This window comes from Pseudidiomarina salilacus, from assembly GCF_047323925.1.
Taxonomy (GTDB): domain Bacteria; phylum Pseudomonadota; class Gammaproteobacteria; order Enterobacterales; family Alteromonadaceae; genus Pseudidiomarina; species Pseudidiomarina salilacus.
In genome coordinates, this window is record NZ_CP178751.1 from 1 (window position 1) to 17,274 (window position 17,274).

At 49.1% G+C, this 17,274-nt stretch carries 13 protein-coding genes, 1 rRNA gene and 1 other annotated feature; of the genes, 6 read left to right on the forward strand and 8 right to left on the reverse strand.

Annotated features, from left to right (window positions below; all coding sequences use genetic code 11):
• Window positions 1-93, forward strand: a sequence feature (23S ribosomal RNA rRNA prediction is too short).
• A 141-nt stretch (window positions 94-234) separates the two neighbouring features.
• The 4 genes from rrf to ACJ8W9_RS00020 all read left to right on the forward strand — a co-directional run bounded on the left by rrf (window position 235) and on the right by ACJ8W9_RS00020 (window position 3,281).
• Window positions 235-349 (forward strand): 5S ribosomal RNA (gene rrf, locus ACJ8W9_RS00005).
• Between the two features lie 238 nt (window positions 350-587).
• Complete coding sequence (murB, locus tag ACJ8W9_RS00010; RefSeq protein ID WP_411359854.1) at window positions 588-1,586, forward strand: UDP-N-acetylmuramate dehydrogenase; 999 nt, start codon at window positions 588-590, stop codon at window positions 1,584-1,586.
• Window positions 1,586-2,548, forward strand: coding sequence for a bifunctional biotin--[acetyl-CoA-carboxylase] ligase/biotin operon repressor BirA (gene birA, locus ACJ8W9_RS00015; RefSeq protein WP_411359856.1), 963 nt, complete (start codon window positions 1,586-1,588; stop codon window positions 2,546-2,548). The genes murB and birA overlap by 1 nt, the downstream gene beginning before the upstream one ends.
• The gene (locus tag ACJ8W9_RS00020; RefSeq protein WP_411357912.1) at window positions 2,541-3,281 is read left to right on the forward strand and encodes a type III pantothenate kinase; all 741 of its coding nucleotides are present in this window, start codon (window positions 2,541-2,543) and stop codon (window positions 3,279-3,281) included. Before birA ends, ACJ8W9_RS00020 begins: the two co-directional genes overlap by 8 nt.
• Before the next feature lie 44 nt (window positions 3,282-3,325).
• On the opposite strand, the gene nspC is transcribed toward ACJ8W9_RS00020, so the two are convergent.
• From nspC to ACJ8W9_RS00040, 4 genes are all read right to left on the reverse strand, one after another.
• Window positions 3,326-4,462: a carboxynorspermidine decarboxylase gene (nspC, locus tag ACJ8W9_RS00025; protein ID WP_411357913.1), complete on the reverse strand. Its 1,137-nt coding sequence runs from the start codon at window positions 4,460-4,462 to the stop codon at window positions 3,326-3,328.
• Between the two features lie 4 nt (window positions 4,463-4,466).
• Window positions 4,467-5,666, reverse strand: a complete 1,200-nt coding sequence (locus tag ACJ8W9_RS00030; RefSeq protein ID WP_411357914.1) for a saccharopine dehydrogenase family protein — start codon at window positions 5,664-5,666, stop codon at window positions 4,467-4,469.
• Between the two features lie 77 nt (window positions 5,667-5,743).
• A complete protein-coding gene (locus ACJ8W9_RS00035) occupies window positions 5,744-7,672 on the reverse strand; it encodes a GNAT family N-acetyltransferase (protein ID WP_411357916.1) in 1,929 nt (642 codons plus the stop codon).
• A gap of 3 nt (window positions 7,673-7,675) precedes the next feature.
• Window positions 7,676-9,094, reverse strand: a complete 1,419-nt coding sequence (locus ACJ8W9_RS00040; RefSeq protein ID WP_411357917.1) for a sodium-dependent transporter — start codon at window positions 9,092-9,094, stop codon at window positions 7,676-7,678.
• A 59-nt stretch (window positions 9,095-9,153) separates the two neighbouring features.
• Between ACJ8W9_RS00040 and alkB the strand changes: the two genes are divergently transcribed.
• Window positions 9,154-9,870, forward strand: coding sequence for a DNA oxidative demethylase AlkB (alkB, locus tag ACJ8W9_RS00045; RefSeq protein ID WP_411357918.1), 717 nt, complete (start codon window positions 9,154-9,156; stop codon window positions 9,868-9,870).
• Here alkB and trxA read toward each other — a convergent pair.
• The 3 genes from trxA to ACJ8W9_RS00060 are packed head-to-tail and all read right to left on the reverse strand — an operon-like array spanning window position 9,867 to window position 13,585.
• Window positions 9,867-10,715, reverse strand: coding sequence for a thioredoxin (gene trxA / locus ACJ8W9_RS00050; protein WP_411357919.1), 849 nt, complete (start codon window positions 10,713-10,715; stop codon window positions 9,867-9,869). The genes alkB and trxA overlap by 4 nt on opposite strands.
• 54 nt (window positions 10,716-10,769) lie before the next feature.
• Complete coding sequence (locus ACJ8W9_RS00055) at window positions 10,770-12,131, reverse strand: aldehyde dehydrogenase family protein (RefSeq protein WP_411357920.1); 1,362 nt, start codon at window positions 12,129-12,131, stop codon at window positions 10,770-10,772.
• Window positions 12,128-13,585, reverse strand: a complete 1,458-nt coding sequence (locus tag ACJ8W9_RS00060; RefSeq protein WP_411359860.1) for an NAD-dependent succinate-semialdehyde dehydrogenase — start codon at window positions 13,583-13,585, stop codon at window positions 12,128-12,130. Before ACJ8W9_RS00060 ends, ACJ8W9_RS00055 begins: the two co-directional genes overlap by 4 nt.
• A gap of 297 nt (window positions 13,586-13,882) precedes the next feature.
• Between ACJ8W9_RS00060 and ACJ8W9_RS00065 the strand changes: the two genes are divergently transcribed.
• A complete protein-coding gene (locus ACJ8W9_RS00065; RefSeq protein ID WP_411359862.1) occupies window positions 13,883-15,628 on the forward strand; it encodes a DEAD/DEAH box helicase in 1,746 nt (581 codons plus the stop codon).
• A gap of 18 nt (window positions 15,629-15,646) precedes the next feature.
• On the opposite strand, the gene ACJ8W9_RS00070 is transcribed toward ACJ8W9_RS00065, so the two are convergent.
• Window positions 15,647-17,239, reverse strand: coding sequence for a cryptochrome/photolyase family protein (locus tag ACJ8W9_RS00070; protein WP_411359864.1), 1,593 nt, complete (start codon window positions 17,237-17,239; stop codon window positions 15,647-15,649).
• Window positions 17,240-17,274 lie beyond the last annotated feature (35 nt).

Here is a 17,274-nt window from a genome sequence, read left to right on the forward strand (position 1 = left end):
GGTCGTTGGAGACTACAACGTTGATAGGCGGGGTGTGGAAGCGTAGTAATGCGTTGAGCTAACCCGTACTAATTGCCCGTGAGGCTTAACCATACAACACCAAAAGTGTTGAGGGTTGCCTTGATAGACACAAGATTCGAATGACTTTATCAAATGGTGCGACGTAAGACGTCGCGCAAGCAGAGTGGCACTCACTCTCTATTACAATCACAGTTCATATTGTCCAAGTTTACGCCTGGCGGCCATAGCGAAGTGGAACCACCTGATCCATTCCGAACTCAGTAGTGAAACGCTTCAGCGCCGATGGTAGTGTGGGGTCTCCCCATGCGAGAGTAGGTCACTGCCAGGCACCAATTACGGGAAAGCCCTCAGCTTACGCTGGGGGCTTTTTTCGTTGTGCCAACGAACGACTGCGGGGTTCGTCGTTCGTACGTTCGGCAAGCCTCACTGTTCGTGCGCTCGCGGTGCTCGCTGTTCGAACAGCGCAGCGCACGAATCACGAATAGCGTAGCGTACGAATACCGAATCACGAATCACGGCTCTTCAAGTTCTTGCTCTTGTGTTACTGAGGGCGCTAAAATGCTGCTATGACAACGATACTAAACAATACCTCACTTAAATCGCTCCACACCTTCCGGCTTCCCTACAGTGCGCGCAAAATCATCGAGATTACCGATGCTGCTGCATTAGCTGAGATCGAAGACGCTTACTATGTATTGGGTGAAGGTAGTAATACGATCTTCACTTGTGACTTTGAGCCAACGTTGGTACGTATGGCTATCAAAGGCATTAAAGTAGAGCGCGCCGAAGATGCGTACTATCTTAGCGTTGGCGCCGGTGAGAACTGGCATCAGTTAGTTGAGTATACGCTAGCACATGATATGCCTGGCTTAGAAAACTTAGCATTGATCCCAGGAAGTGTTGGCGCAGCTCCGGTACAGAATATTGGCGCTTATGGCGTAGAGATAGGTCAATACATTCACCAAGTACGTGCTTGGGATAAGCAATCTCGCACTTTTATGAGCTTCAACCAGCAAGCGTGTCAATTCGCTTATCGTGATAGCTTGTTTAAACGCAATGCGAACCGCTACGTAATTGTTGAGGTAACGTTTCGCTTACCCCATGCATGGGAGCCGACGCTCAATTATGGCGGTTTAACTGAACTTGCAGGCACACGTTCGGCCTCAGCAATTAAAGACGCGGTGATCCAAATACGTCAAAGTAAGCTACCCGATCCCAAAGAGATTCCGAACGCTGGCAGTTTCTTTAAAAATCCAGTTATCTCGCAGCAACAGTATGCCAGCTTACTCGAACGGTATCCGCAGGCACCAAGCTATCCGACCGCGGATGGAAATGTCAAAGTGGCAGCGGGTTGGCTTATTGATACGCTGGGTCTTAAAGGCTTTAGCATCGGTGGCGCAGCCGTGCATACGAAACAAGCATTGGTGTTGATTAACAAAGCGAATGCTACGGGTGCAGATATTTTGCAGCTGGCAAATGAAATTAAACGGCAAGTAGCTGATGCGTTTAGTATTGAGCTCGAAATTGAAGTGCGGTTATTAAATCACAAGGAATTGATTAGCTAATGGGTAAGAGAATCGACCGGATTATCCGAGTCATTGAGTTGCTGGCTGACGGTAAATTTCATTCCGGTGAAGTCATCGGCAGAGAAATTGGCGTCACGCGCACAGCTATTAGTGAATACATCAAAGACATCCAAAAGCTGGGACTTGATGTTTTTCGGGTAACCGGCAAGGGCTACCGTTTGCACGCACCGCTGCAATTGATTGACACGAACATTGCTCACGATCTTGTTTGTGAGAGGGTCGTTACTTCTACTAATGATCTGATCCGCGAACGGTTACGAGACAAATCTGAATTACCGGCCGGTTATGCCATTGTCGCTGAGGCTCAGACTGCTGGGCGGGGCCGCCGAGGAAAGAATTGGTTTTCACCCTTTGGCAGTAATTTGTATATCAGTTTGTATTGGCCTCTGGAACGTGGAATGACTGCGGCTATGGGGTTGAGTGTCGCGATTGGAACTGTCATTGCTGAAGTTCTGCAAAGTTACGGTGTTGCTAATACTGCGGTGAAATGGCCCAATGATGTGCTTGCAAGTGGACGCAAGCTTGCTGGCGTACTTATTGAACTGGAAGGGAATGCAGTTGAATCTGCACATGCTGTGATTGGGGTCGGTATTAACGTTGATATGCCCAAACACATGCAGGCGCCGATCGAGCAGCCATGGACTGATCTGAGTACTGAACTGGAGCAACGCGTTGATCGGAATGCATTGGTCAAAGATTTAGTCGCTGCATTCCGTGAGGGGTTGGCAGTATTTGAACGCGAGGGACTCGCTGCGTTCTTATCTCGTTGGCAACAATTTGATCAATTGGTGGGACGTGAGGTCACCATATTAGTCGGTGATAAAAAGATTCGTGGTACTGCCGTCGGTATCGCAAACGATGGTGGTTTAAATGTAGAGGTCGAGGGTGTGGTGCAAAAATATCACGCTGGAGAGGTTAGCTTACGAGATGCAAATGTATAAATTATTAATTGATGCTGGAAATACTCGTATAAAGACCGCCCTTATGGACGCTGAAGGCCATGTAGAGCCATTATTTAATACGACCTACGAAGACTTACATAATGAATCATTAAAGCCCGCTATAAGTGCAGTATGGCTCGCTGCTGTAGCTGGAGATGCTAGACGCAACAGCATTGAGTCTTGGTTGCGAGAGCAGGGTGTTGAATTAAAATTGTACGAAGTTCATTCAGAACAGTTTGCTTTCGGTGTGCAGAATGCCTATTCGACCCCGGAGAATCTTGGCGTTGATCGTTGGCTGGCGATGCTGGGGGCGTTTAATGAGCAACAGAAGCCTACGGTTATCGTTGATGCTGGCACTGCGATCACCGTGGATTGGGTCGACGAAAATGGCAAGCACTTGGGCGGTTGGATTGCTCCCGGCGTTGAATTGATGAAGCAATCAGTGCTGCAGCGCGCGCCTAAGGTCTTTAGTGATACCCCGCAGCTCTATGGTCGTGCCAATCAACTAGGAACGTCGACGCCGGATGGTTTGCTCGATGGCTGTGTAAATAATTTCGCCGGACTAGTGCGGCAAGCTTTACACGTAACAGAGGTTGAACTGGACTGGTTTGATTATCGACTGATCTACAGCGGTGGTTCAACGCCATTGCTTTCTAATGACTTAAAGCGGCGCGGCGAACTGCGCTCTGAGTTGGTGCTACAAGGACTCGCTTTGTACGCCCGTAACGCATAAAAAAACCTCCCAACTGGGAGGTTTTTTATTGCTAAGCGATACCTTTACGATAAACGATCACGAAAATCGTTGTACTCGAATTTACGGATTAAATCGAACCTGCCGTCACGACGCAGAATCGCAATGCTTGGATGTTCGACACCGTTAAAAAAAGTCGTTTTAACCATGGTGTAATGCATCATATCTTCAAACACGATGCGGCTACCTGGCTGCAATGGCTCGTCGAAACTGTAGAGTCCAATGACGTCGCCGGCCAAACACGAATTTCCGCCCAACTTATAAGTGTGCGCTAACACACCAGGCTCGCGTGCACCGGTAATGGTCGGACGATACGGCATTTCGAGCACATCTGGCATATGCGCTGTGGCAGAAATATCGAGAATAGCGATAGGACCATCGTTTTCGACGATATCGACAACCTCGGCAATCAGCGGACCGGTTTGCCACGCAACGGCTGAGCCTGGCTCGAGGATGACATCGATATCATAGGTTTCACGCAAGCGTTTCAGTTGTTTGATCAAGTGATCAACGTCATAGCCAGCGCGGGTCATTAAGTGACCACCACCTAAGTTGAGCCACTTCATCTGTTTAAGTAGGTCACCAAACTTTGATTCAACCGCTTGCAGTGTCCGTTCCAAGGCAAAAGAATCACACTCACACAAGTTGTGAACATGAAGCCCTTCAACACCTTCAAGATCAACACCCTCGAGATCGCGAGCACGAATGCCTAAGCGTGAGCCTGGCGCACTCGGGTCATAGAGTTCAGTTTCTGCCTCTTGATGCTCAGGGTTCACCCGTAAGCCAATTGACACGCCTGCAGCAGCCACTTGCTGGCGGTAACGCTGCCACTGACTCAAGCTATTGAACGAGATATGGTTCACTAATGGCAACAGCGCATCTATATCTTGCTGTTTATACCCTGGTGCGTAAGCATGAACTTCACGTCCGAATTCTTCTGATGCAAGGCGAGCTTCCCAGACTGAACTTGCGGTACAACCGACAAGATACTCACGAATTAATGGGAAGGTGCTCCACATGGAGAAGCCTTTAAGCGCAAGAATAATATGCGCACCACTTTCAGCTTGCACCCGTTGCATCAATTTTAAGTTACGCTCCAACAGCGCCTCGTCACATAAGTAACAAGGCGAAGGGATTTGCTCTGAAAAATAGGCTTTATTCATTATGTTAGCGCTTAAATGGTGAGTCGCATTCGACTACTTGCCAAGGCAATCCATATTTGTTCAGGCGCTCCATGAACTCATCTGGATCGAATTGTTCCATGTTCCAAACACCAGCCTTCATCCAGTGGCCTTGCAACATCATTGACGCACCAATCATTGCTGGAACACCGGTGGTGTAAGAGACTGCTTGTGCACCCACTTCGGCATTACAGGCGGCGTGATCACAATTGTTGAAAATAAAGATGGTCTTCTCTTTGCCATCTTTCAGTCCGGTGACATAGGTACCGATACAGGTTAAGCCGGTGTAGCCTTCGGCTAGAGAACCTGGGTTCGGTAGCACCGCCTTCAAAAATTCGAGTGGGACGATTTTTTGGCCCTGAAACTCGACTGGTTGGATAGAAGTCATGCCGACATTTTCGAGCACGCGTAAGTGCGTCAGGTATTGGTCACCGAACGTCATCCAGAAACGCGCACGCTTAAGGGTCGGGAAGTGCTTCACCAAAGATTCTAGCTCTTCGTGGAACAACAAGTAAGACGGACGAACACCCACATTCGGATAATCTAAATCTTCACGAACGCTAATTGGATCGGTTTCGTGCCACTCGCCATTTTCCCAATATTTACCGCGTTGTGTGATTTCACGAATATTGATTTCTGGATTGAAGTTGGTGGCAAAGGCCTGGCCGTGATCACCACCGTTACAGTCGACGATATCTAGGTAGTGAATCTCATCAAAATAGTGCTTCGCAGCATATGCAGTAAACACGTTCGTCACGCCTGGATCGAAACCAGCACCTAGCAATGCCATGATGCCTTTTTCTTTAAAGCGCTCATGGTAGGCCCACTGCCACGAATACTCGAACTTAGCTTCGTCTTTAGGTTCGTAGTTGGCGGTATCAAGGTAGTGCACACCAGTTTCTAAACACGCATCCATGATCGGGAGATCTTGATACGGTAGGGCTACGTTAATCACCAAATCAGGTTGTACCTTGCGAATCAAGGCAGCAACTTCGCTAGCTTGGTCAGCGTCAACTTGGTAAACACCAACAACACGGTCTTTACCTGCTTGTTCTTGCAGCTTCTCGCATTTTGCGACGGTGCGGCTGGCCAAATGTATTTCAGAAAAATACTCAGGCAACATTGCACATTTTTTGACAACTACGCCAGCAACGCCGCCAGCACCAATAATTAAAACTCGTGACATGAAAACGCCCCTTCTTTTGCTTCGATTGACGGGTGATATAAAGGCAAAAAGATAGCATATTTTCGGTCAAACAGCATCTAACTGTTGTCCGTAGAGGAAAATTCTTCCAGCCAATTCCTCACTTCTTGGCGCAGTTTACGTTCAAACTCAGCGCGACTTGCTACCTGCGCGAGCTGCAACAGTTGCGCGTAAGATGTAGTTGGTAATAAGCGATTAGGATCAATAGTAGAAGCTGAAGCGGAAATGTAGGTGAGCACATACCACCAAGCGAAGCGAATATTAGAAAAGGGCAAATGGGATTGCGTGAAACCTTTCAGCAAGGGCACTATGGTTTGTTTTAGCAGTTGTCGCGAAACATTGACTTGACCAGCGTTATGCCAAGCGAGCTCGGCCTGGTGTAACTCGGCTAAAGCTGTAAGTAAAGACTGACTTTCAGCTTTCAAGCCTAACGCATAGATGGCGCTAACTTCACCGCTTGCCATATTGCGTTTAGCTCCGCGGCGTATTTCGATCAATGGTGTTTGTTGCCAAAACATCAATACTTCAGGAGTCGCTCCGAAACTGGTACCAAGTGCGCAAAAGCCCTGCGCCACACCGCGCTCAATGACTGCATTTAGCATGTTTAAACCCAGTCCATGGCGTTGTAGTTGTGGTTGTATCGCAATCCGCACAATACGTTGCCATTGCCAGGTTAAACAAGCGGGTTGTTGTCGATAGAAGCCAAGCGCTTGTGGCAGTAAACGACCTTTTACGCGGCGTTCGCCGTTTAGCACAGCTGCTTGCAGGTGTCTGCCAACGGGAGCTTCATCGGCCAACCAACAGACACCGAGTAGCTGCTCTTGTTGCCACAGCAAACAAAGGTGTTGAGATGGGTCATCAAGTAAGAGGCGTAGATCATTAGGACTGCTTTGATAATGCGCTTCGAGTAACAAGCTCATGACGGCTTGTAGCTGTTGCTCATGCAATTCGTGAGCACGACACCATTGCCATTGATGCTCAGCGGTAGAAGCTAATGTTGCAATTTGTGGCGTGGCACTGCGCAACAATAGGGCCGCGTCAAGCCATTGCTCACATGCATCACCCTCTGCCCATCGCAGCGGCACCGTAAGTGTATGCTCACGTACTTGAAAGCGTTCGCGCAGCCACTGATTAAACCGTTGGGCAAAGCCTTTACCACAACCTTCGTAACCATCGACAGTTGAGGCGATAGCCCATACTTGAAATTTAGCACAGAGTTGTTGCGTAATGTGTAAGGGCAGTGCCGCTGCTTCATCGATAACCAGCAAGGGTGCGGAGGTAAAGTCGCGTTTGAGCAACTGATCCCAAGCCATAAACTCGACTTTATCAGCACTCCCCACGTGATTTAGTAGGGTTGCAACTGCGCGTGGATGAGGTCCGGTGACGATGATCTGGCGCGGACTCAAGCTTTGCAATTGTTTGATGGCAAGTCCGACAGTCGTACTTTTACCACGCCCGCGATCAGCCATGAGTAAATGCGTGGCATCGCACTCAGTGGTCATGGCTTTAATAATCTGCGCTTGGGTAGGACTTGGAAACTCAGGTGGTGTCACAGACTTTTCTGCTAGCTGCGGTAATTGCTTTAAAGCTTCCCAGTCTTGCCATGAGCTAAGCCATTGCACCAGCCCAAACTTTTGCGCGTGACTGTGCAAACGTTTACGCATCGGGCTCGACTGTGGTGGCAGGATCAGCCACAAACAGCCGCCACCCTCTATGGTGCCGGCGACCGCTGCAAGTGCATCTAGATGCAACCCACGAAACATATCGACCAAAACTTGTTGCTGAGTTTCGCCGAGAACATCTCGATAGTGATGCAAAGCAGGGGTGCCAAGCTCGGTACCAAGTTGCATGAGTGCAGGGTGCAGCGCACCAACACCTTCGATAATGGCGTCTCTTTGTTCAGCCGAGCTAGGGCTAAAAACAAAAACAGCACGTTGCCGTGCTGTTTTGAGCTGCTTTAACCAAGTTTGATAACGGTTAGCATGCATAACTTATAAGAACGAAACCCCGAAGAATTTCGATGCTACAGTGTTTGCGAAGACCACTGCCAAGATGACCGGAATGAAGGTACCGATAGCGAAGTTCACATACTTGTGTAAGAACGATGTCCGGTAGTTTTCATTACCTTCGCTAAGTTCTGCTGTAAGATTTTCGCGCTTCCAACGGAAGCGAACGAACAAGCAGATCAGCAGACCATTCAATGGCAAGATAGTGTCGTAAAACACATCCACGATGACATCAAATAGTGACTTATCGACACCTGCATAGCTGATAAAATTCGATACGAAGGGCAAGAGGCCAAAGGATGTCGCCGCTAGTAAAGTCAATAGCGTAATGGCGATACCCATCACCAGCAGCGCTTTACTGCGCGAGATATTGCGACGTTCCATCAATGATGAAGTAGGGACTTCAATAATTGACACCAACGAGGTAATTGCAGCGACAAAGGCAAGCAGGAAGAACACCGCAGCAGCAACACTTGCGAATCCGTAGCCGATGATTTCTGACAACTGCATGAAAATTTGCGGGAAGAACGAGAAAATCATCGACACTGACGAGTCATTCAGTGACTCCGGATTCGTATCTGGGTAGATTGCAAAGATGGCTGGTAGCGTCATCAGGCCTGCAATAAAGGCGACCGATGTATCGGTCAAAGCGACTAATTTGCCTGAAGTGACAATGTCGTCACTGCGGCGGAAATAAGAGCCGTAGGTGATTAAAATACCCATACCTAGTGACAATGAGAAAAACGCCTGCGCTAGCGCGCCATTAATGACACTGCCGTCAATTTGGCTAAAGTCGGGAATCAAATAAAACTTCACGCCTGCCATAGCATTGTCGAGCGTTAATACGAAGCCAACCAACAACAACAGCATTAGGAATAAAGTCGGCATCAAGATCTTTGAGGCGCGTTCGATACCTTTGCGGACACCGCCAACCAAAATGAAATTGATGATCAATGTGACGGCGACCAGGTAGCCAATAAATGAGTAATCGTTGACGAACTTACCAAAGTAATCGGGTTGTGATATTTGATCTAAGTTGCCTGCTAAGGTCTGGAACAGGTAACCAAAAATCCACACTGTGATGACCATGTAAAAGACTGCGATCATGAAAGGCGTTAGCGTTGCTAACCAGCCAGCGAAACGCCAGCGTTTGGTTTGCATGCCCAATTCGGCATAGGCTTTGTAAGGACTATGCTGTGAGCGACGGCCAAGACCCATTTCCGCTAGCATGACAGGCAAACAGATGAACGCGACAAAGAACGCATAAATAATTAAAAATGCACCACCGCCGTTCTTGGTTGCAGCTACGGGAAAGCCGACTAGGTTACCAATGCCAACCGCGGAACCTGCTGCTGCTAAAATGAAACCGATTTTCGAGCTGAAGTGCTCGCGAGATGTGCTCATAAGGAGACCTTCATTTATAGTTATTATTCGACACGCGATGGAGCCTGCGGTAGGCTCCGTTGATTAATCGCTCAATCCTAGCGCATGCCAATGCGCGCGGCAAGCTTGATAGCTGTAACAAAACAATGCAAGAAGACCTATTTGATAATTCGACAAATCCACCGATTTTGGCGATTGGTAAACAGAGTTATGTGCTGAAACAATTCGCTGATGCAGTCGTGGATGAGGTTATTAATGAGCTGCGACAGCTGGTAAAGCAAGCGCCTTTTCGCCAGTTGCAAACCCCAGGTGGGCAGCAAATGTCAGTGCAAACTACATGTTGTGGAAGCTGGGGATGGCACAGTGATCGCAAAGGCTATCGCTATGTTGACGTTGACCCAGTAACTGAGCGTGCGTGGCCGGAGATGCCTGTAGTGTTTGCCAAGCTAGCGCAACGGGCTGCGACAACTGCTGGTTTTGCCGGATTTAGTGCCGATAGTTGCTTGATTAACCGCTATCTTCCCGGCACTAAGATGGGACTGCACCGTGATCAAGACGAGCGCGACTTTAGTGCTCCCATCGTTTCAGTTTCACTGGGTTTACCGGCGACTTTTCTTTGGGGCGGTCTCGAGCGTAAAGGCTCACCGCAGCGCATCATCCTAAAGCACGGCGACGTGGTGGTTTGGGGTGGCGAAGATCGCTTGCGTTACCATGGGGTGATGCCGTTAGCAGATGGCCATCACCCGCGCCTCGGCAGACAGCGGGTGAATTTAACCTTTCGTAAAGCGGGCGATTAATACATCATACTGTAGAGTTGGCGACGATATTTTGACGCCAAAGGATCGCCCTTGGGGAGACCGTTGAGCATGTCTAAAGCTTGTTTTTTCGCCTCAGCCACACTGAAGTCGCGGCGCAAAATCGTGAATACTATTTCCAGTGCTTCTTCCATGCGTTGCACTTGATAGAGTTTGCCAGCTAACTCGAGTTGTAACTCAAGATTATCCGGTTCAGCTGCCAGTTGTTCTTGTAATGCTTGCAGTTCAGGGCTGTCGGCGGCTTGTTTGGCGATTTGCAGCTTACTCACCACATGTTGGTAATAGCTATCTTGGTCGGCCAAACCGATTTCTGCCAACAAGGTTTCAGTTTGTTCAAGTCTGCCAACACTGCAAGCGGCATCCGCTAAAGTTAACTTCGCCTCAGTATCATTGGGTTGCAAGTCAAGAGCTTGTTTGGCTAATGCATAAGCGTCTTGAAATTGTTCGTTCTGTAACAGCTGTTGAGCTTGTTGCAGTAGGTCAGCGCCAGGGCCCGGCACATGCTGTTCGATACGAGCACGAATACTCGCTTCAGGCTCTACCCCAGCGAAGCCATCAACCGGCTGCCCATCTTTAAAAAATGCTACCGTCGGCAGGCTGCGAATGCCAAATTGCGCGGCTAATTGTTGTTGTGCCTCGCAGTCGATTTTCGCTAGCGTTACCCGGTCACTGTATTCGGCTGCGAGTTTTTCTAAAACCGGCATCAACTGCTTACAAGGTTCACACCAATCCGCCCAAAAATCGACGATAACAAGCTTTTGTTTTGAGCCTTCTAGAATAATTTGCTGAAAGTTTTCAGCCGTTACATTGATTCCTACTTGTGCCACGGAGCTTCCTCAGTTTCAGGTATTTGCCTAGATATAAGGGTGGTCACTCTAAATTCAACTGAACCACCGTAACAACTTGCGCTTAAACGAAGTGTAGGGGGGATAACGGAAGTTGGGATCGAGCCAAAACGGACGTTGCATCACCGCTTTTAGATGGCTAAAGGTGTCAAAGCCGAATTTGCCATGGTAGCGCCCCATACCACTTGGGCCGACCCCCCCAAAAGGTAACTCAGGGTTAAGCATAAACATTAAGGTGTCGTTGTTGCATTGGTTACCGGCATGTGTCTGTTCGGTTAACTGTTGCAAGCTACGTGCGGATGCGCTGAAGCCATAAAGCGCCAACGGCTTATCGCGCTCGCGAATAAACTCCACCGCAGTCGCTAGATTCGGCACGCTGATGATCGGCAAAATCGGGCCGAAGATTTCTTCTTCCATGACTTTACTGTCTACCGCGACATCGGTGAGTAGGGTAGGCGCGATAAATCTTTGCTCGCGATCATGGTCCCCGCCATGGGCGACAGATCCGTCATCAAGATAGTCGACCAAGCGCTGCCAATGCTGCTCATTCACAATACGGCCATAATCTTCAGCTTCGCTAGCATCGGTTCCGAAAAAGTCCTCAATAGCCGCACGCAACTCATCAACTAAGGCATCTTTAGCACTATCTTGCACCAGTACATAGTCCGGCGCGATGCAGGTTTGCCCTGCGTTCAACCATTTACCCCAGGCTATGCGTCGTGCGGTGGTCTTTAAATCGGCATCAGCGAGCACCACGGCAGGGCTCTTACCACCTAATTCCAAAGTGACAGGCGTTAGATATTCGGCGGCCGCTTTCATGACAATACGACCGACGCGACCACCACCGGTATACATGATGTGATCGAAACGTTGTGCTAACAGCTCTTGCGCAGTCTCGGCACCGCCAGTCACAATTTGTACTGCTTCGCTCGGTAAATAATCAGGAATCAAACGGGCCAGTAATGTGGCCGTATTCGGAGCCAGTTCAGATGGCTTCAGGACCACACAATTACCAGCTGCAAGAGCTGCTACCATTGGGCTTAAGAGTAATTGTAGAGGGTAGTTCCAGGCCCCAATGATCAGCACTACGCCAAGCGGTTCTGGTTGTAAAAAGCTTTTACCGGGCCATGCCATTAACGGTTGTGACACCTTGCGTGGTTGCATCCATTTACGCAAATGTTTAAGCGTGTGCTTAATATCACTGTGCAAGAAGCCGATCTCGGTGAGCCAACCTTCGGCGGCACTTTTGCCAAGATCTTGTTCTAATGCATGCAAAAGTGCTTGCTCATGGTCGTTCAGCAGCGCTGTAAGCTGTTGCAACTGTTGCTGGCGCCAACTCAGCGGGCGGGTGAGCCCGCTGATATAGCTGTGACGTAAACGCTGCATCATATCGTTCATGCAAATCCACCTAGGGTAATAGTTTTGGTTTCCTGATATTCCGCAAGGCCATACTTGGAGCCTTCACGGCCAATACCAGATTCTTTTACGCCGCCAAAAGCATTGTAAGCATGCGAGATTGCACCGGCATTAACACCGAGCATACCGCATTGCAGCGCACTCGAGACGCGTTCGATACGACGGTAGTCCTCGGCACAAAAATAACCGGCTAAGCCAAATGGCGTATCGTTTGCCTTGCGAATCCCCTCTTCTTCAGTCTCAAAGGTTTGCAGAGCGATAACTGGACCAAATATCTCTTCTTGAGCAATCGACATCTGAGCATTGACCCCGGTGATGAGGGTAGGGGCATAAAATAGTTCGCCGACGTCATCCATAACTTTGCCACCAGTTACGCACTCAGCTCCTTGCTCCAGCGCCTCGTCAACCAAGCGTTGGACTTTTTCAATGGCATCTTTATCAATCAAAGGACCATAGTCGACATCTTCTTTATGACCCGGTCCGACGCTCAGTTTCGTTAATTTCTCTTGTAGTTTCTTGGTAAAATCTTCGGCAACACTTTCTTGCACTAAAACGCGGTTGGCGCTAATACAAGTTTGTCCGGCGTTGCGGAACTTACATATCATCAGTTGTTCAACGGCGAGCTCGAGGTCAGCATCATCAAACACGATAAAGGGAGCATTACCACCTAGCTCAAAGCTGACCTTTTTGACATTGCTGGCGCATTGTTGCATTAGCTTTTTGCCAACCGCGGTAGAACCGGTGAAGGTGAACTTGCGCACCCGAGGGTGCTCGGTCAGTACTTTACCGACACCTTTTGCATCAGTACTCGGAACAAAGTTTAAAACGCCATCTGGAATGCCCACCTCACTTGCAAGCTGAGCCAAAGCCAGCGCCGAGAGGGGCGTTAACTGTGGCGGTTTAACCACCATGGTGCATCCGGCCGCGAGTGCTGGCGCAACTTTGCGTGTGATCATTGCGTTGGGGAAGTTCCATGGCGTAATTGCCGTACACACGCCTACGCCTTGTTTCGTGATCCACACGCGCTTGCCTTGATCTTGCAACGGCAGAATATCACCATAGCTGCGTTCCGCTTCTGCTGCGAACCATTCAACAAAACTAGCGCCGTACTCGATTTCACCAATAGCTTCGGCAACAGGCTTGCCTTGTTCTGCCGACATTAATTCGCCTAATGCCTGTTTGTTCTGCTGCATCGCATCAAACCAACGCCGCAGAATAGCTGCGCGTTCACCAGGTAACTTTTTCTGCCACCCTTCTAACGCGCGCTGCGCTGCTTCGATCGCCCGCTCGGCTAGCGCCGCGTCCGCATCAGCAACTTCGGCGATGACTTCGCCCGTTGCTGGATTGGTAACTTTAAAGCGCTGGTCAACCGGGACCCAATGACCATCAATAAAAGCGTTGGTTTTGGTTAATGAACGCATCGAGTGAGAAGTCATAGTCTCTCCCTTTTTAAAATGCAGCGTGCGAACTGCAAGAGTGAGGCACAAAATTTACAAGTACTTGTTACCGAGTATGTTCTTTCTACGCACGGGTTTCAAACTAAGTTTAACTTGCAGTTTTAGGGGGATTCGCGTATAGTTCGCCGCCTCAGGGTTACTACCGCTAATGATGGGAGCGGCTCAACCCCTGATTTGCTGGGGTTCAGCGCCTATTATCCTGCCAGAGTGTTCATCGTGTTCTGTAGCCAGGCGTACTTCCCCCTTATACGCTTTACAGAAACATGTGAGAAAAATATGTCTGAAGTTATGACTGGCCAATCGTTCGCCGATTTGGGCCTAAGCTCTGCTGTGCTTAAGCAGCTCGAAAAAATGAATTTCACCACGCCTACGCCAATCCAGTTGCAAGCGATTCCTGCACTGTTGGCCTCGCAGAACGTCTTGGGCGAAGCTCAGACGGGTACCGGTAAAACAGCAGCTTTCGGCTTGCCAGGTTTGACGCTGTTGGATGCGAGCTTGCGTCAAACGCAAATGCTCGTTGTAGCACCAACACGTGAATTGGCCATTCAGGTAGCTGAAGCTATTACTGAGTTTGGCCAGCAACAGCGTGGCCTTGAAGTAGCTACCGTTTACGGTGGTGCCGCGTTCGGTCCACAAATCAAAGCATTGCGCACCGGCGCACAAATCATCGTAGGTACACCAGGGCGCTTGCTCGATATGCTCAAGAAAGGCGTATTGCAGTTGCAAAACCTGCGTATGGCGGTCCTTGATGAAGCCGATGAAATGCTCAATATGGGCTTTATTGATGACATCGAAGCGATCATGGCTGCGGTGCCTGCTCAGGCACAACGCGCGCTATTTTCTGCGACTATGCCACCAGCGATTCGTAAGCTGGCGAAAAAATTCTTGATTAATGAAGCTGGTGAACAGCCAGTGAATATTCAAATTGCGCCAAAAAATGCCGCCAAGTCGACCATTCGTCAACGCGCATGGCAGGTTCGTGGTGTAACTAAAATGGTGGCGTTGACGCGTCTTCTAGAAACTATGGAATACCAGCGTGTGTTGATCTTCGTGCGCACGCGTAGTGACACCATGGAAGTCACTGAGTTGTTGCAACGTTCTGGTTTTAAAGCATCGCCGTTAAGCGGAGACTTGAATCAGACCCAACGTGAGCAAACCGTAAGCCAATTGCGTAGTGGTCATATTGAAATTCTGGTTGCCACAGATGTTGTTGCGCGTGGCCTTGATGTTCCTGAAATTACCCACGTCATTAACTATGACTTGCCTGGTGATACCGAGGCTTATGTGCACCGTATCGGCCGTACGGGTCGTGCAGGTCGCAGCGGCGAAGCCATTTTGTTCTATCGCGCGAAAGAAAAACATTTGTTGCGCCACTATGAGCGTTTAACTAATAGCGGCATCGAGTTTTTTGAAATTCCAACTGCGGCTGAACTGAGCACGCATCGCCAACAAGCATTGCAAGACAAAATTGTTGCGCAAATAGCGAAAGGCGAGAACGCAGAACTTAGCGCCATCGTTGAGAAAATGCAGCAAGACACGGGTTTGTCGGCAACAGACATTGCGGTTGCGTTGTTAGCACAACAACAAGCGGCACGTCCGCTGATTGTCCCTGCTGATCCAGCGCCGAAGAAGTTTGCTGAGCGCCCAGAGCGTGCTGATCGTGGTGATCGTAAGCGCAGCGAAAAGCCGCGTGCCGGTAGTCGTGACCGTCGCGATGCCAACGTTGAATTCGATACCTATCGTATTCAAGTGGGTCGTGAACACGGCGCTCGTCCACAAGATATCGTCGGCGCGATTGCCAACGAGGGTGATATCGATAGCCGTTATATCGGTCAAATCCAACTGTTTGATAACCACAGCTTGGTTGAATTGCCAAAAGGTATGCCAACAGGTGTTTTACGCTTGTTGCAAAAAGCGCGTGTACGTCAACAGAAAATGGATTTAACGCTGGCTGATGCGCGCATTGCTGCGCGTCCACCGCGTAAACCTAAAACAGACCGTCGCCCTCGTCGTTTTCAATAAACTGAACGGCACAGCGAACTAAGATCGCGGCAAATTATCTAAAAAGGCTTGTGCCTCTTGGATAATTTGCCGTTTTTCGTTGGCATCACGCTTTTCCCATTGCTTCAGAATCAGTCCCATCCGCCCATTCTTGACCAGTTTATCGTGATGACGATCGATAAAGTGCCAATACAAAAGATTAAATGGGCAAGCATTCTCGCCAGTTTTCGCTTTTACATCGTAGTGACAGGTGTCGCAGTAATTTGACATCTTTTGGATGTAACTACCGCTGGAAACATAAGGTTTGGTCGCCAAGATGCCGCCATCGGCAAATTGACTCATGCCGCGTGTATTGGGGAGCTCTACCCATTGCAGCGCATCGATATAAATCCCCAAATACCAAGCGTCGACTGCATCGGGATCGCACTCCGTCAGGAGCGCAAAGTTGCCGGTAATCATCAGTCGCTGAATATGATGCGCATAGGCAAAATCTAACGATTGCCGAATCGAATGGTGTAGGCAGTTCAGTTTGGTATCAGCATCCCAATAGAATTTCGGTAATGCTTGCTGATACTCGAAGTGGTTCTGCTGCGCATAGTCCGGCATAAACTGCCAATAAATAGCGCGGACAAACTCGCGCCAACCAATAATTTGTCGAATGAAGCCTTCAATTTGATTCAGGCTGATGCGTTCGGGATCGCGCTGCCAAGCTGCAATCGCCGTCTCGACAACGTACCGTGGACTGAGCATCTTGGTATTGAGCGCGAAGCTGATGCGCGAATGATACAACGACCATTGGTCAACTAGCATGGCATCCTGATAATCACCAAAGGAGGGCAGGAGTTCGGTGACGAAAAAGTCGAGTAACTGTTTGCTCTCGCGGCGCGTCACCGGCCAAATAAATTGCTCTGCATTAATGTTTCCTATGGTTTTCACTCGTGCCTGCGTCAGCATTTCGACGATAGCCGATACATCGTGACTAAACAGTAACGGCTGCGGCTGCGATTGGCGGCTGGAAAGCTTTTTACGATTGTCTTTGTCGTAATTCCACTTACCGCCAGCGGGCTTATCGTTCTCCATTAAATAGCCGGTTTGCTTGCGTACACGGCGGTAAAAACTTTCCATTAGGTAGTTGCGAGAGGCCCCAAACCATTGCTTGAGAACGTCACGTTCGGTTAAGAAATGCTCGCTATCAAACCAGCTACAATGCACTTTTTCATGCTGCTCTACCCAATCCAGTAACTGCTGATCCAGTCGGTATTCATCAGGTTGCTGTAGCCAAACTTCGGTAGCTTCACAGGAATCGATCACGGCATCGAGATTCGCGGTTAGATTTTGCTGGTTATCTGCTTCATCTAAGGTCAAATAAAGTACCGAGCGACCAGCATTGGCTAAAGCATTGGCGAAGTGCCGCATGGCAACGAAGAAACCCACTACCTTTTGGATGTGATGCTGACAATAGTCGGTTTCTTGGCGCATTTCGAACATCACAAACAGCGTGTCGGGATGCTGTTCTTGGAACCAAGAGTGTTGCGCATTCAGTTGATCGCCAAGCAATAATGCGACACGCTCAAAGGAACGTTGCTTGAGTTGGCTCAGTTGTTGTAGGCAAGCGCCATGTAATTGCGTCATGATGGTTATTTACTAGACTGGTTGATAGCAAGAGT

Bases quoted from the DNA above. Each gene is read 5' to 3' on its own strand.
- murB (WP_411359854.1), top strand. From the start codon at position 588: ATGACAACGATACTAAACAATACCTCACTTAAATCGCTCCACACCTTC.
- birA (WP_411359856.1), top strand. From the start codon at position 1,586: ATGGGTAAGAGAATCGACCGGATTATCCGAGTCATTGAGTTGCTGGCT.
- ACJ8W9_RS00020 (WP_411357912.1), top strand. From the start codon at position 2,541: ATGTATAAATTATTAATTGATGCTGGAAATACTCGTATAAAGACCGCC.
- nspC (WP_411357913.1), bottom strand. From the start codon at position 4,462: ATGAATAAAGCCTATTTTTCAGAGCAAATCCCTTCGCCTTGTTACTTA.
- ACJ8W9_RS00030 (WP_411357914.1), bottom strand. From the start codon at position 5,666: ATGTCACGAGTTTTAATTATTGGTGCTGGCGGCGTTGCTGGCGTAGTT.
- ACJ8W9_RS00035 (WP_411357916.1), bottom strand. From the start codon at position 7,672: ATGCATGCTAACCGTTATCAAACTTGGTTAAAGCAGCTCAAAACAGCA.
- ACJ8W9_RS00040 (WP_411357917.1), bottom strand. From the start codon at position 9,094: ATGAGCACATCTCGCGAGCACTTCAGCTCGAAAATCGGTTTCATTTTA.
- ACJ8W9_RS00055 (WP_411357920.1), bottom strand. From the start codon at position 12,131: ATGAACGATATGATGCAGCGTTTACGTCACAGCTATATCAGCGGGCTC.
- ACJ8W9_RS00060 (WP_411359860.1), bottom strand. From the start codon at position 13,585: ATGACTTCTCACTCGATGCGTTCATTAACCAAAACCAACGCTTTTATT.
- ACJ8W9_RS00065 (WP_411359862.1), top strand. From the start codon at position 13,883: ATGTCTGAAGTTATGACTGGCCAATCGTTCGCCGATTTGGGCCTAAGC.
- ACJ8W9_RS00070 (WP_411359864.1), bottom strand. From the start codon at position 17,239: ATGACGCAATTACATGGCGCTTGCCTACAACAACTGAGCCAACTCAAG.